The organism is Deinococcus aestuarii (assembly GCF_018863415.1).
GTDB classification, from domain to species: domain Bacteria; phylum Deinococcota; class Deinococci; order Deinococcales; family Deinococcaceae; genus Deinococcus; species Deinococcus aestuarii.
Genome location: NZ_JAHKSN010000024.1, coordinates 71,244 through 84,830 on the forward strand (window position 1 = coordinate 71,244; position 13,587 = coordinate 84,830).

Annotated in this window: 13 protein-coding genes; 9 read left to right on the top strand and 4 right to left on the bottom strand. The window is 69.6% G+C overall.

Going from position 1 to position 13,587, the window contains the following annotated elements:
• Positions 1–2 precede the first annotated feature (2 nt).
• Complete coding sequence (locus IC605_RS20875) at positions 3–1,097, top strand: sensor histidine kinase (RefSeq protein WP_216328573.1); 1,095 nt, start codon at positions 3–5, stop codon at positions 1,095–1,097.
• A gap of 93 nt (positions 1,098–1,190) precedes the next feature.
• On the opposite strand, the gene IC605_RS20880 is transcribed toward IC605_RS20875, so the two are convergent.
• Entirely contained in the window at positions 1,191–1,796 is a 606-nt protein-coding gene (locus IC605_RS20880) for a DUF305 domain-containing protein (protein WP_216328574.1), read from the bottom strand.
• Positions 1,793–2,215 (bottom strand): four-helix bundle copper-binding protein, encoded by a 423-nt coding sequence (locus IC605_RS20885; protein ID WP_216328575.1) that lies wholly within the window; start codon positions 2,213–2,215, stop codon positions 1,793–1,795. Before IC605_RS20885 ends, IC605_RS20880 begins: the two co-directional genes overlap by 4 nt.
• Before the next feature lie 265 nt (positions 2,216–2,480).
• Between IC605_RS20885 and IC605_RS20890 the strand changes: the two genes are divergently transcribed.
• From IC605_RS20890 to IC605_RS20900, 3 genes are all read left to right on the top strand, one after another.
• Positions 2,481–2,846, top strand: coding sequence for an ArsR/SmtB family transcription factor (locus IC605_RS20890; protein ID WP_216328576.1), 366 nt, complete (start codon positions 2,481–2,483; stop codon positions 2,844–2,846).
• Positions 2,843–4,066 carry an MFS transporter gene (locus tag IC605_RS20895; protein ID WP_216328577.1) on the top strand — a complete coding sequence of 408 codons (1,224 nt, stop codon included), beginning with the start codon at positions 2,843–2,845 and terminating at the stop codon, positions 4,064–4,066. The genes IC605_RS20890 and IC605_RS20895 overlap by 4 nt, the downstream gene beginning before the upstream one ends.
• A gap of 78 nt (positions 4,067–4,144) precedes the next feature.
• Complete coding sequence (locus tag IC605_RS20900; protein ID WP_216328578.1) at positions 4,145–6,616, top strand: copper-translocating P-type ATPase; 2,472 nt, start codon at positions 4,145–4,147, stop codon at positions 6,614–6,616.
• Positions 6,617–6,735: 119 nt separating this feature from the next.
• Here the strand turns inward: IC605_RS20900 and IC605_RS20905 are convergent, their stop codons facing one another.
• Positions 6,736–7,050 (bottom strand): metal-sensitive transcriptional regulator, encoded by a 315-nt coding sequence (locus IC605_RS20905; protein WP_281416467.1) that lies wholly within the window; start codon positions 7,048–7,050, stop codon positions 6,736–6,738.
• Position 7,051: 1 nt separating this feature from the next.
• On the bottom strand, positions 7,052–7,258 hold the full coding sequence (locus tag IC605_RS20910; protein WP_216328579.1) for a CopZ family metallochaperone: 207 nt from the start codon (positions 7,256–7,258) through the stop codon (positions 7,052–7,054).
• A 152-nt stretch (positions 7,259–7,410) separates the two neighbouring features.
• Between IC605_RS20910 and IC605_RS20915 the strand changes: the two genes are divergently transcribed.
• The 5 genes from IC605_RS20915 (at position 7,411) to IC605_RS20935 (ending at position 13,228) form a co-directional block, all read left to right on the top strand.
• Positions 7,411–9,915 (top strand): heavy metal translocating P-type ATPase, encoded by a 2,505-nt coding sequence (locus IC605_RS20915; protein ID WP_216328581.1) that lies wholly within the window; start codon positions 7,411–7,413, stop codon positions 9,913–9,915.
• An 18-nt stretch (positions 9,916–9,933) separates the two neighbouring features.
• Positions 9,934–10,365, top strand: coding sequence for a hypothetical protein (locus IC605_RS20920; protein ID WP_216328584.1), 432 nt, complete (start codon positions 9,934–9,936; stop codon positions 10,363–10,365).
• 168 nt (positions 10,366–10,533) lie between these two features.
• Positions 10,534–11,013 carry a MarR family winged helix-turn-helix transcriptional regulator gene (locus tag IC605_RS20925; RefSeq protein WP_216328586.1) on the top strand — a complete coding sequence of 160 codons (480 nt, stop codon included), beginning with the start codon at positions 10,534–10,536 and terminating at the stop codon, positions 11,011–11,013.
• Positions 11,007–12,014, top strand: a complete 1,008-nt coding sequence (gene arsN2 / locus IC605_RS20930; RefSeq protein ID WP_216328588.1) for an arsenic resistance N-acetyltransferase ArsN2 — start codon at positions 11,007–11,009, stop codon at positions 12,012–12,014. The genes IC605_RS20925 and arsN2 overlap by 7 nt, the downstream gene beginning before the upstream one ends.
• Positions 12,014–13,228 carry an MFS transporter gene (locus tag IC605_RS20935; protein ID WP_216328590.1) on the top strand — a complete coding sequence of 405 codons (1,215 nt, stop codon included), beginning with the start codon at positions 12,014–12,016 and terminating at the stop codon, positions 13,226–13,228. The genes arsN2 and IC605_RS20935 overlap by 1 nt, the downstream gene beginning before the upstream one ends.
• Positions 13,229–13,587 lie beyond the last annotated feature (359 nt).

The following is a 13,587-nucleotide window of genomic DNA, read 5'->3' on the forward strand; positions in this document are numbered from 1 at the left end:
CCGTGAAGCTCTACCCCCGCCTGTTCCTGTCGCACCTGCTGGTCATCCTGATCGCCGTGGGGGCGATGCTGGTCCTGACCGAACTGCTGGCCCCCGCCTTTGTGCGCCACCACGTCGAGCAGATGGTGCGGGTGATCGGCCCGGACGGGGCGAGCCTGCGCCCCGACCTGGAACGGGGGATGCGCCGCACCCTTAACTCCGCCCTGCTCGTGTCTCTCCCCCTCGCGCTGCTGGTGGCTGCCCTGACGGCCCTGCTCTCGGCGCGGCGGGTCGTCCGCAGCGTGACTCTGCTGCGCGACGGCAGCCACGCCATCGCAGCGGGGGAGTACCGGCGGCGCCTACCCGAGGAGGGACGTGACGAGCTGACCGACCTCGCGCGGCACTTCAACCGGATGGCCGGGGCACTGGAGCGGGTCGAGCAGGGCCGAATAGAACTCATCTCGAACGTGGCCCACGAACTGCGCACTCCCCTCGCCGCCCTGCGGGGATACGCCGAGGCCCTGAGAGACCGGGTACTGGCCCCCGAGGTGGCCTCGGACGCCATCGTGCGGGAGACGGCGGCGATGGAACGGCTGGTGCGGGACCTCAGCCTGGTTTCCCGGGTCGAGGCGGGGGCCGTGGAGTTGCACCCGACGGACTTCCGACCGGGGGAGTTGCTGAGGGCGGCGCTGGAGCGATTCGAGGGGGCTGCCCAGGACCGGGGCGTGCACCTGACCCTGCACGCGGACGACCCCCTCCCACGCGTCACGGCGGACTTCGAGCGGGCCTCGCAGGTCTTGGCGAACCTGCTCTCCAACGCCCTGCGGCACACGCCGAGCGGCGGGTACGTCACGCTCGCAGCCCACGCGGCGGACGGTCGGGTGACCTTCGAGGTGCGGGACACCGGGGGCGGTATTCCCGAAGAACACCTGGGCCGCATCTTCGAGCGCTTCTACCGGGTGGACCCGGCGCGGACCCGGGGTGAGGGGAGCGGCGTAGGCCTCACCATTGCCAAAGGCCTGGTCGAGCGCATGGGTGGCATGCTCACCGTCACGTCCGGTCCAGGGGGCAGCACGTTCGGGTTCACGTTGCTGGCCGCCCACACGGGGAGCACTTAAGGTCTTCCCGCTCTTCACCGGGGATCGAACCCCACGCCCGGCGAGGGTCGGACAAACGCCGCCCCGAAGGGCGGCGTTCTGTGGCCCCTTACGTCACTGCGGGTGCGTGCGCAGCCAGTCCCGGAAGTCGTGCATCTCGTCGGTCTGGGTCATGATGATGCGCTGGGCGAGGCTGAGCACATGGTCGGTCTGCCCGTTCTGAAGGGCGATGTTCGCCATGTCGTTCGCCGAGCCGTGGTGCGGAACCATCATCTCCAGAAACACCCGGTCGGGGCTCTGGGACTGCGCCATCATCCGGGTCATCATTGGCGTCATGCCCGACATGGCCTGGCGCATCCGGTTCTGCCGTGCCGTGTCCACCCCACCCAGGCGGCGCAACTCGGTCTGCATCTCGGTGATCTCCTTCTGCTGATCGTCGATGATGCTCTGCGCCCAGGCCCGGACCAGGGGATCGCGCAGCCGGGGCAGGGCGGCGCGGCTCATGTCGATGGCGCTCTGATGGTGGGGGATCATCATGGAGAAGAACGCCCGGTCGAAGGCCGTGCCCGAGAGGCGGCGCAGATCCTCCATCACCGGCTGCATCTGGGCGTGCATGTCCATGTTCATCTGCATGGACATGCTGCCTCCCTGGCTGCCGCCCGCCTGAGCGGAAACGACGGGGAGGGCGGTCAGGGCGAGGGTCAGGATCAGCCCCTTCATGCGCTCATGCTCCCCAGGAGTTGCTGGCACGCCTGCTCACAGCGGCGGCAGGACTCGGCGCACACCGCGCAGTGCTGCATGTTCATGTCACGGGCGTGCATCTCGCACTCGTTCCCACAAGCCTGGCAGGCCGCCAGGCACGCCTGAAGCTGGGCACGCAGGACATTCTGGTCGGGCTGGGTGAGGCGAGAGAGGACCCGCCCGGTCGTCCCACAAATGTCGGCGCAGTCCAGGTTGAGGCGGATGCAGTGGACGAGGTGCATCAGGTGGCCCTGCTCACCCAGGCAGGCGTCAGCACACGAGGTACAGATGTTCTCGCACTCGAAGCAGGCGTCGATGCAGTCGGCGAGCGCGCCCTGGTCGAACACGCTGGCGGGGTTGGGGTGGGTTTGCAGCATCCGGGCCGTGTTCTGCGGCATGACGAAGCCTCCTTGAGAACGGGCGGCGAAAGGGGCGGACCCGCGGCGAGAGCGGTGGGTCAGAGGTGATGCCCGGTCAGCGTAGGCAGGCGTGTGTTCAGCTTGTGTAAAGCCCAGGCGACCCTCAAGACGGGCTCAAGGATGAGGCACGGACCGCTCCGCTTCCAGCAGCATGGCCGCCGAAGTGAAGCCACGGAGGTGACGAGACAACAGATCGTAGCCTCCGTTCTTCCACCTATGCGCTTTAACGGATATAAGAATAGGGATGCGGCACCACCCCCTGACCTTCCCGCCGGACGCCGCCGACCTGGCCCACGTCACCGGCCTGTTCCAGGCGCTCGCCGACCCCACCCGTCTCACCCTGCTGCTCGCCCTGCGCGACGGGGAGCGGACCGTCACCGACCTGGGGGACGCCCTGGGACAGCCGCAGAGTACGGTGAGCCGTCACCTGGCGACCCTGCGTCACGCGCGGCTGGTACGGACCCGGCGTGACGGCCCCCGGGTGTACTACCGTCTAGCCGACGCCCACCTCACCGGGCTCCTCACCCAGGCCTTCAGCCACGCCCAGCACGAGCGGCTCGGCCTGCCCGACCACTCCGGCGTCGAGATAGTGAAAGGAGACGCCGAGTGAACGTCCTGACCACCTTCTCTGCGCTGACCAATCCCCTCTTCGCCCGGCTGTACTTCGCCCAGACGGTCAGCCAGATCGGGGATGCCCTGACCTGGGTGGGTCTGGCCCTGCTCGCCGCCCAGCTCGCCGGTCCCGCCCAGGCCCCCGCCGTTCTCGCCATCGCCCTGACCCTGCGGGTCACGGCCTTCGTGCTGTTCAGCCCTTTGGCCGGGGTGATCGCGGACCGGGTGAACCGCCGGACCCTGCTCGCCGTGTGTCACTTCGGGCGCATGGTCGTCATCGGCCTGATGTTCTTCGCCTCGGCGGTGTGGCAGGTGTACGTCCTGATGTTCCTGCTCAACGCCCTCACCGCCTTCTTCACCCCCGCGAACCAAGCCACCGTGCCGCTGGTGGTGGGCCGGGACGAGGCCCGGCCCGCCTTCGCGCTCTCCAGCGCCACCACCGAGTTGCTGGGCATCGTCGGCCCCGGCCTGGCCGGACTGCTCGCCGCCTTGCTGGGCGCCCGTGCCCTCTTTGCCCTGGACGCGCTGTCGTTCCTGGGGGCAGGCCTGCTCATCCTGCTGCTGCCCGCCCTGCGCGCCGAGCAGGGGGCGGTGGACCGCAGCAAGCTCGCGGACGTGCGGGACGGTACTGCCCGCCTGTGGCGCGATCCCCCCGTGCGCTTCGCCCTGCTGATGGAACTGGTGGCCGCCATCGCGGGGGCGCTGATCCTGACGGTGACGGTCACCCGGATCGAGGGCGGCTTGCAGCTCGGGGAAGCGCAGTACGGCTGGGTGATGGCCGCCTACGGGCTGGGGGCGACGCTCGCCTCGCTGGCGGTCGGGGCGGCGGGGAAGCGCATCCCGCTGACGCGCTTCATCGCGCTGGGGGCGCTGGTGACGGGGGCGGCCATCCTGCCGGGCGACCTGCTGCCGCTGGGCGGGCTGATGCTGTTCTGGCTGCTGGCGGGGGTGGGACAGAACTGGGTGAACCTGCCCACCGAGACGCTGCTGGCTGAGCGCACCGAGGAGGCCGCGCAGGGGCGGGTGTACGGGGCGCACTTCGCGTGGAGTCACCTGTGGTGGGCGTTCGCGTATCCGGTCGCGGGCTTCCTGGGCACCCACCTGCCAAGCCGGGCCTTCTTTCTGGGCGGGGTGCTGGCGCTGCTGGTGCTGGGGGGCGTCTGGCTCACCCACCAGCAAGCGGTGCGGCGGGCGACGGGAGCAGCTTCAGCGCCCTGAGTGGGCCGCTTTTACAGGAGCTGAACAGACCGGCTCTAGGTTGACCTCAGCCGCCTCTTGGGGCGGGAGGGGGGACCGATGACACACCGCACCCACGGGGGACACCACGGGCACAATGCGGGCCGGGGGGTCCTGGAGGTGTCGTTCAAGAACTGCTTTGACGCCAGCGAGTACGCCGACCTGGAGATGAATTTGGCGACCATCCCGGGCGTGACGGGCGTTCACCTCGACCGCACGCGCGGGGTGGCGCATCTCGGTTACGACCCGGGGACGGTGACGCCGGGGGAACTGGAGCGGCGACTGCACGCCGGCGGGTACGTCTGTGATTGCGAGGACGAGCGCCCGTCCGCTGCCCAGCCGGGGCACCCCCGGGTGGGGCACGAACACCACGTCAGGGCAGCCGGAACCAGCGGGCAGAGAGAACACGCTGGGCACGCCGGGATGGGGCCGGAGGCACACGCCGGACATGCGGCTGCCGCAACTCCAGGCGGCCACGCCGGGCACGGGGCACACGCGGACATGGGCCATGACGAGCACGCGGGCCACGGCGCCGAGATGGTGCAGGGCATGCTGCGGCGCTTCGTGGTGTCGCTGCTGCTCACCCTGCCCATCGTCCTGTTCTCGCCCATCGGGGAGAGCCTGGGATTTCACTTAGCCCCACCCTTCGGCCTGGGCATGGCGTGGTTTGGGCTGATTCTCGCCACGCCGGTCGTGTGGTGGGGCGGTTGGCCGTTCATCTCCGCCGCCTGGCGAGCCCTCAAACGGGGCGAGGCCAACATGATGACCCTGATCGCCACCGGCATCCTGGTCTCGTACCTGTATTCGGTCTGGGCCACGATCTTCTTGCGGACCGATGAGGTGTTCTTCGAGGCTGCCGCCATGCTCACGACCTTCTCGCTGGCCGGGCACTGGCTGGAGATGCGCTCGCGCTTCGCCACGGGCAGGGCGGTGGAGGCCCTGCTGAAGTTGGCGCCTTCAACAGCCCGTGTGATCCGAAATGGTCAGGAAGCCGAGGTGCCGCTCGAACAGGTCGTGGTCGGAGACGAGATTGTGGTGCGTCCCGGGGATCGGGTGCCGGTGGACGGCGAGGTGGTGAGCGGCCAGTCCTACGTGGACGAGAGCATGATCACGGGCGAGCCGGTGCCCGTCCGCAAAGAAAGTGGAAGCCGGGTGACGGGCGGGACGGTCAACCAGAACGGGGCCTTTCACTTCCGGGCCACCGCGGTGGGGGCGGACACCGCCCTCTCACGCATCGTGCAGATGGTCCAGAACGCGCAGGCGAGCAAGGCTCCCGCGCAGCGCCTCGCCGACCGGGCAGGGAAGTACCTGGTCTTCGTCGCCCTGGGCGCCGGACTGATCGCCTTCCTGGTCTGGTTCTTCCTGGGAGCTGGGGTGGTGTTCGCGCTGACGGCCGCCGTCTCCACGGTGGTGATTGCCTGCCCGGACGCGCTGGCGCTCGCCACCCCGACGGCGATCACCGTGGGCGTGGGCAAGGGGGCGCGGGAGGGGGTGCTGTTCAAGAACGCGACCGCGCTGGAGGCGACCGCCGGGGTGGACACGGTGATCTTCGACAAGACCGGCACGCTCACCGAGGGCAAGCCTGCCTTGACCGACCTCATCCCCGCGTCAGGCATAGACGAAACGGAACTCTTGCGCCTGGCCGCCTCCGCCGACCAGCCCTCCCAGCACCCACTCGCAGAGGCCATTGTGCGGGGAGCACAGGAACGGGGGATCACCCTCAGCCCAGCTCAGGACTTCGACTCCATCCCCGGTCGCGGGGTGCAGGCGCGGGTGGAGGGGCGACGGGTGCTGATCGGCAACCGACGGCTGATGGAGCAGGAGGGCGTGGGGCTGGGAGAAGATGAAGTAGGGGTCGAGCGCCTGGCCGGGGACGGCAAGACGGCGATGTACGTGGCTGCTGACGGGCAGTTCTTGGGCGTGGTCGCGGTGGCCGACCGGATCAGACCGTCGGCGAAAGTGGCGGTGACCGAGCTACATCGTCTGGGCGTTCAGACCGTGATGCTGACGGGGGACAACCGCCGCACGGCGGAGGCGGTGGCCCGGCAACTCGGCATGGATACCGTGATCGCGGACGTGCTGCCCGAGCAGAAGGCCGCCCAGGTGCAGGCCTTGCAGGGCCAGGGACGGAAGGTGGCGATGGTGGGAGACGGCGTGAATGACGCCCCCGCCCTGGCCCAAGCCGAGGTCGGCGTGGCGATTGGGGCAGGCACCGACGTAGCGGTGGAAACCGCCGACGTGGTGTTGGTCAAGAGTGACCCGGCGAGCGTGGTCACCGGCATTGCCCTCGCCCGTCACGTCCAGGGCAAGATCAAGCAGAACCTGTTCTGGGCCGCCATCTACAACCTGCTCGCCATCCCCTTCGCGGCGGGCGTGCTGTATCCCGCGTATGGGGTCCTGCTGCGCCCGGAGTGGGCGGCCCTGCTGATGAGCGCCAGCACCGTCATCGTGACCGTGAATGCCCTGCTGCTCAACCGGCTGCGCTTCGGGCGGGAAGCTGCTCCGGCGCCGCAGCCCCTCCCGGCAACCTGAGGGCAGGAAAACGAGCGGGACCGGGCCATGCGGAGAAGCATGGCCCGGTCCCGCCTGAGCCCGCGGTGGAACAAGAAGATGGACGGCCCTCAGCCGTCCACCGGATCATGCCCCACCGCTCAGGTGTACTTGAGGGCTTCCATCAACTCCTCGACGATCTCCACACTGTCGCCCCGGGTTGAGGCGGTGGCGACATGCGCTTCGAGGTGCCCGCGCAGCACGACCTCACCTGCGCCCGACAGCGCCCCCTGCACGGCCTTGATCTGCCGCAGCACGTCCACGCAATAGGCGTCCTCCTGCTCCAGCATGGTCACGATGCTGTCGAGGTGGCCGCGGGCGATCTTGAGGCGCCGGGCAGCGCGCTTGCGGGCGTCCTCGGGCATGCACAGGTGATGCCCTGTGTGGGCGGCAGGCTCGGTCTTTGCTTGGGTCATGTCAACCGCGCACCTGGGCGCCATAGCCCTCTTCGGTCACGGCGGCGATCAGCGCCTGGGGGTCGGCTTCCCCCTGCACCGTGGCGGTGCCACCTTGCAGGTCCACCCGCACGTCCTGCACGCCAGGCACGCTCTTAAGAGCACCCGTCACCGCCTTCTCGCAATGGCCGCAGCTCATCCCGGTCACCGTCAGTTCCGTCTTCGTCATGCTCCCAGTATATATCCTCCCCAGGGGGTAGGACAAGCGCCGGAGGGCGGAGGCGGCTCTGCAACTCCATCTCTTGCCTTCCAACGCTTGCCCTTCTCTAGATTCTGGCATATCCTCATCCCACATCCCCCCCGGGGGGATTGGAGGCAAGCATGAGCAAGACCATCGAGCTGGGCGTGCAGGGGATGACCTGCGCCAGTTGCGTGGGCCGGGTGGAGCGGGGCCTGGGCAAGGTTGAGGGCGTCGAGCGGGCCAGCGTGAACCTGGCGACCGAACGCGCCACCGTCACCTACGATCCCGAGCAGACGGGGCCGCAGGCCCTGATCGCCCGGGTCAAGGACGTGGGCTACGAGCCCGTGGTCGGCGAGATCGAACTCGGGGTGCAGGGCATGACCTGCGCGAGCTGCACCGCGCGGGTCGAACGCGCACTGAGGAAGGTGGACGGGGTGCTGGACGCCAGCGTCAACCTCGCCACCGAGCGCGCTCACGTCCGCTACCTGCCGTCGAGCGTCAGCCCCGGGCAACTCAAGGCGGCCGTGCTGGGGGCTGGGTACACCGTGCTGGAGAGCCAGACGGGCGTGGACCGCACCGACCAGGAGCGGGAGGCCCGCGAGCAGGAGGTGCGGGGCCTGCGCCGCGCCGTGACCTTCAGCGCCCTGTTCGCCGTCCCGCTGCTGATCCTGGCGATGCTGCCCATGTTGTGGACGCCCTTTGGGATGTGGCTGCACGAGCGGGTGCCCATGTCCGCCCTGAACTGGATCATGCTGCTGCTGGCCGCGCCTGTGCAGTTCGGCCCCGGGCTGCGGTTCTACCGGCTGGGGTGGAAGAGCCTGCGGCACCGCTCGCCTGACATGAACTCGCTGGTGATGATCGGCACCTCGGCGGCCTTCTTCTACTCGCTGGTCGCCACCGTGGCCCCACAGGTTTTTCCCCAGGGCACGGCGCACGTGTACTACGAGGCCTCGGCCGTCGTCATCACCCTGATCCTGCTGGGCAAATACTTCGAGGCCATCGCCAAGGGCCGGTCCAGCGAGGCGATGAAGAAGTTGCTGGGCTTGCAAGCGAAAACGGCGCGGGTGATCCGCAGCGGGCAGGAACTCGAACTGCCCGTGGACGAGGTGCTGATCGGCGACCTGATCTCAGTGCGCCCCGGCGAGAAGGTGCCGGTGGACGGCGAGGTCGTCTCCGGCAACTCCTTCGTGGACGAGTCGATGATCACGGGCGAGCCCATCCCGGTCAGCAAGCAAGCCGGGGCAGCCGTCGTGGGCGGCACGCTCAACCAGAACGGGGCGTTCCAGTTCCGGGCCACCCGCATCGGCGCGGACACGGCGCTGGCCCAGATCATCAAGCTCGTCGAGAGTGCTCAGGGCAGCAAGCCCCCCATCCAGGGCCTCGCGGACCGGGTGGTCTCGGTCTTCGTCCCCATCGTCCTCTGCATCGCCGCCCTGACCTTCCTGATCTGGCTGTTCGTGGGCGGGCAGCAGGCCCTGAGCTTCGCCCTGGTCAATACGGTGGCCGTGCTGATCATCGCCTGCCCCTGCGCGATGGGCCTGGCGACCCCGACCAGCATCATGGTGGGGACGGGCAAGGCCGCCGAACTGGGCGTGCTGTTCTGCAATGGCGCGGCGCTCGAAGCCTTGCAGGGTGTGAACGTGGTGGCCGTGGACAAGACCGGCACCCTGACGAAGGGACGGCCCGAACTCACGGACCTGGTGACGGCGCCCGGCTTCGACCGCGGTAAGGTGCTGGGCCTGGTGGCCGCGGCCGAGGAACAGAGTGAACATCCCATCGCCCGCGCCATCGTGGACGCGGCGAGGAGGGAAGGCGTGGCCGTCTTCCTCCCCGAGAGCTTCGAGGCCGTGCCAGGGTACGGATTGGAGGCACGGGTGCAGGGTCATCTGGTCCAGGTCGGCGCCGACCGCTACATGGAACGGCTCGGCCTGAACGTCACCCCGTTCGGCGCGCAGGCCGCACGGCTCGGGGACGAGGGCAAAAGCCCGCTGTACGCGGCCATCGACGGGCAGCTCGCGGCCGTGATCGCGGTGGCCGACCCCATCAAGGAGGGGAGCCCGGAGGCGGTGCGCGCCCTGCGCCGTCAGGGGCTCAAGGTCGCCATGATCACCGGGGACAACGCCCGCACCGCGAACGCCATCGCCCGCCAGCTCGGCATCGACGAGGTGCTGGCCGAGGTGCTTCCCAGCGGCAAGAGTGACGCGGTGAAAGCCCTGCAAGCGAAGGGGGACAAGGTGGCCTTTGTGGGCGACGGCATCAACGACGCCCCGGCCCTCGCCCAGGCGGATGTGGGTCTCGCCATCGGGACTGGAACGGACGTGGCCGTTGAGACCGCCGACGTCATCCTGATAAGTGGTGACCTGCGTGGGGTGCCGAACGCCTACGCCCTCAGCCGCGCCACCCTGCGGAACATCAAACTGAACCTCTTCTGGGCCTTCGCATACAACATCGTGCTGATCCCGGTTGCGGCGGGTGTGCTGTACCCGGCCTTCGGGTGGCTGCTCAGCCCCGTCCTCGCCGCGGCGGCAATGGGCTTCTCCAGCGTCTTCGTCCTGACGAACGCCCTGCGGCTGCGGAGTTTCCGTCCGCCCGTCCGTCCTGATCCCTTCCCCGTGGCCGCGCCCGCCCGCGTGGCCCGCGCCTGACCTTCCCGAGGAGTGCCCATGTCCAAGCTTACTGTCGGTCCCTGGATTGCCGCCCAGAAACTCCCCAGCCGTGAGGTGGCCCGCGACCGCCTCGCCTTTCTGGAGCGGACACGGGTCCGCCGGGAGACCCCCAGCGTGGCGGGGTTCCCACTCGTCGGGCTGGGGGGCAGTTGCGGCAAGCCCTGCTTCGCCCTGCCCTACGTCCTGACCTGGACTGAGGAGAACACCCGGCGCCTGGAGGAGCTGGCCGCCGAGTTCGGCTGCTACGTGGAGTACGGCGCGTACCCGCACCTGAAGCTGCACGAGAATGACCAGGAGGTCGGGGCGGTGCAGGACTGGACGACCTTCGGCATGGTCTACCTGCGGCCGGGCTACGAGCGGGCGGAGGAACTGCTGGTGAGGCTGGCGGGGCTATTGCATCCCGACAGAACACGCTCGAATCACCCATAGGCCCTGGCAGTGGCCTGGCCTCAGTGTGAAGAGTGCAGCCCTCGGTCGCATGGCCGAGGGCTTAGCGTTTGTTCTCGCGCCGCTACTGGCGTCACCCCAGAACGGGGTTTGCTGTGTTGCCCACTTGTTGTCCTTGACAACTATCGGGGCCGGGCGTACCGTCGTCCTATGACCGTTGCCAAAGACAACAAAGTGGGGGAGGTAAGTCAGACCGGGGCGCTGCTTCGCACGGTGACGCGGCTCTTCACCGAGTTGCAACAACGGAACTTCGCCTGCTGCGACGTGCAGTCCGCGACCCAGTGCACGATCCTCACCACCCTCGAACGCGAGGGCGACCAGACCCTCCGGGCCCTCACCGGCGCCCTCAATCTGGACAAGGCGTGGCTCAGCCGCAGCACCGACGACCTGGTGGAACAGGGGCTCCTCGTGAAGACGCCGCACCCCGGCGACCGCCGTGCCCTGCTGCTGCGCCTCACCGACGCGGGACACCAGGCCGCGCAGGACCTCGACGCCCAGCTCAATGCCCAGTCCGCCCGGGTGCTGGCCCGCTTGCCCCAAGAGGACCGGGCCGCCACCCTCCGCCTCCTCACCGGCCTGAGCGCCGCGCTTCAGGCGGAACTCGACGGGGAGGGGGGCTGCGGATGCTGACCCGGGGAGTAAGCCCCACTGATCTTCCTGCCGCCGAGGCGTTGCTCGCCGCTCTCAACCTGCCCACGGCGGGCGTCCGCGAGCACCTGGGCGGCTTCCTCCTCGCCGAGGACGGCGACGGGCACGTGCTGGGCCTCGCCGGGTTGGAGACGCACGGCAGGGTGGGCCTGCTGCGCTCCGTGGCCGTCACGTCATCGGCACGGGGGCAGGGCGTGGCCGCCCGGCTGGTCGGTGAAGTGCTCGACCAGGCCCGCGCCCTGGCCCTCCAGCATATCTACCTGCTCACCACCACTGCCGAGGGTTACTTCCTGCGCTTCGGCTTCGTCCGGGTGCCCCGCTCGGTGGCCTCCGACGCCCTGCTCGCCTCGCGCGAGTTTCAGGACGCCTGCCCCCAGTCCGCCACGCTCATGCACCTGCCCCTGAAGGAGAACGCCATGACCCAGACCCTCCCCGGCCTCACGGACCAGACCTCCACCTCGGCGCTGCTCGACGCGCTGCGTGCAGGGCCTCAACTGCCCCTGGAGTTCTGGCTGCACGGCGAGCGGCTGGTCGGCCCCGGCTACCACGTCACCGAGGTCAAGGCCGTCACGATTGAAGCGATGGACTGCGGCGGGAGGGCTTCCTCCTGGCGCGAGACGGTGATCCAGCTCAAGGACGGCAGCGCGCGTGAGGCGGGGGAGGGGTTCATGACCACCCGCAAGTTCCTGGGCATCTACGACCGGGTGGCAAGGAGCGTGCCCGTGCGCGGGGAGGCGGAGGTGCGCTTCGAGTACGGCAGCAGCGTCACGCCCGCCATGCAGTACCACGTCACCCACATCGAGCCCCAGGCGAAGCGGGTGATCGTTCACCTGCAGAGGCCGGGCGTGCAGTGCAAGGCAGCCGACTCTTGTGGTCAGCCTGCGGCCACCGCCGAGCCGGTGGAGGCCTCGGCGTGCTGCGCTCCCGGCAGTGGGAGCGGGTGCTGTGGCCCGGTCACGACCGATCTCATCACCCTGGGCTGATGCCCGAGGCCACGCGCGGCCAGCGTTCCCTGGTGTGGACGCTGGCCGTCCTCACGACCGTCAGCTACGGCGCCCTGTACCACGCCCAGCCCCTTCTCGCCGTCGCCGCCGAGCACGAACGCGGGTGGTCCCGCACCCAGACCGGCCTGGCCTTCACCCTCGCCCTGCTGGTCACGGCGCTGGTCGCCCCAGGGGTCGGTCGCGCCCTCGACGCTCGCGGGGGCCGGGCGCTGGTGGGGGGCGGGGCGGGGCTGGGCGGGCTGGCGTTCGTGCTGCTGGCCTGCACCTCGGGGTACCTGGCCTTCGTGCTGGGCTGGCTGCTCGCGGGCGTCGCGATGGCCCTGACCTTCTACGAGGCCGCCTTCACCGTCCTCGGGCAGCAGGTCGGCGGCGCGGCACGCACCCGGTCGACCCTGACCATCACCCTCATGGCCGGGCTGGCGAGCACCATCTTCGTCCCGCTCACGACCGCGCTGCTGGCGGCAGGTGGCCTGCGTGGGGCGCTCCTGGGGCTCGCGGCGCTGCTGCTCGTGGTCGGCGTCCTGGCCTGGCGGGTTCTGCCGGACCACCAGGGCGGAGCACCCGGAACCGTGCGGCCTCCCTTCACCCCGGACCGTGCCTTTGTCCGGCTGACCCTGGCCTTCACCCTCGCCCGGATCGTGACCGTCGGGGTGGGGCTGCAACTCGCTCCCCTGCTGCTGGCCGCCGGGTACGCCCCGGCGCTGGCGGCCGCGCTGACTGGCTTGGCCGGGCTCGCCGCCCTGCCGGGCCGGGTGGTGTTCGTGCCCCTGCTGGGGCGACTGGGTGTCCTGCCGCTGACCCTGGGGCTCTTCGCCGGGCTGGGTCTCGGCACGCTGCTGCTGCGCTTCCCCTCTGCCCCACCCCTGACCGTCAGTGGCATCGTCCTGTTCGGGATGGCGAGCGGGGCCCTCACCCTGGCGCGGGCGGAACTGCTGGCCCGGCAGTGCCCGCCGGAGACCTTTGGCACGGCGAACGGGCGCATGGCCCGGCCCGTGAACCTCGCTCAGGCCTGCACGCCGCTGGGTGTGGGCTGGCTCTATACCCTCTCCGGGGGGTACGGGGGGTCACTGACCCTGCTGGGCGTCCTGGCCGGCCTGGGCGTCTGGGCGGCCCGGGGGACGGCCGCACGGGAAGGGCCGGGGCCCTCGATCTCGGGGGGAGCGGCCAGGCTGGACGGCAGCGCAAAGGAGTGAAACGTTGGTTCGTCCCTCAATGGCCCTGCTGACCCGGGCCCAGCGCGAACGATTTACGCGTTTTCCCGAGGTGGACGCCAGCCGCCCCTCACCTGGGCGTGGACGGCCGCGCTGCTGATGCCCAGGTGGTGCCGCCACCGGACTGGCACCGGGACCCCCCCGGGCAGGCCGGCCTCCAGCAGGGCCAGGGGAGAGTTCGTACTTTGAGTTTGTACCTGAGAATCAAATGTCGGTTGATTAGACCTCCTGCGAAAGTGGGTGGTTAAGCTGGCAGGGTGGGACACGAGCGACTGGACCGGGCACTAAAGATGAACCGTCAGCAGTTCAAGCGGCGGACCGGGGTGTACCCCGAGACCTTC

Bases quoted from the DNA above. Each gene is read 5' to 3' on its own strand.
- arsN2 (WP_216328588.1), top strand. From the start codon at position 11,007: ATGCTGACCCGGGGAGTAAGCCCCACTGATCTTCCTGCCGCCGAGGCG.
- IC605_RS20925 (WP_216328586.1), top strand. From the start codon at position 10,534: ATGACCGTTGCCAAAGACAACAAAGTGGGGGAGGTAAGTCAGACCGGG.
- IC605_RS20900 (WP_216328578.1), top strand. From the start codon at position 4,145: ATGACACACCGCACCCACGGGGGACACCACGGGCACAATGCGGGCCGG.
- IC605_RS20915 (WP_216328581.1), top strand. From the start codon at position 7,411: ATGAGCAAGACCATCGAGCTGGGCGTGCAGGGGATGACCTGCGCCAGT.
- IC605_RS20910 (WP_216328579.1), bottom strand. From the start codon at position 7,258: ATGACGAAGACGGAACTGACGGTGACCGGGATGAGCTGCGGCCATTGC.
- IC605_RS20935 (WP_216328590.1), top strand. From the start codon at position 12,014: ATGCCCGAGGCCACGCGCGGCCAGCGTTCCCTGGTGTGGACGCTGGCC.
- IC605_RS20890 (WP_216328576.1), top strand. From the start codon at position 2,481: ATGCGGCACCACCCCCTGACCTTCCCGCCGGACGCCGCCGACCTGGCC.
- IC605_RS20880 (WP_216328574.1), bottom strand. From the start codon at position 1,796: ATGAAGGGGCTGATCCTGACCCTCGCCCTGACCGCCCTCCCCGTCGTT.
- IC605_RS20920 (WP_216328584.1), top strand. From the start codon at position 9,934: ATGTCCAAGCTTACTGTCGGTCCCTGGATTGCCGCCCAGAAACTCCCC.
- IC605_RS20905 (WP_281416467.1), bottom strand. From the start codon at position 7,050: ATGACCCAAGCAAAGACCGAGCCTGCCGCCCACACAGGGCATCACCTG.
- IC605_RS20885 (WP_216328575.1), bottom strand. From the start codon at position 2,215: ATGCCGCAGAACACGGCCCGGATGCTGCAAACCCACCCCAACCCCGCC.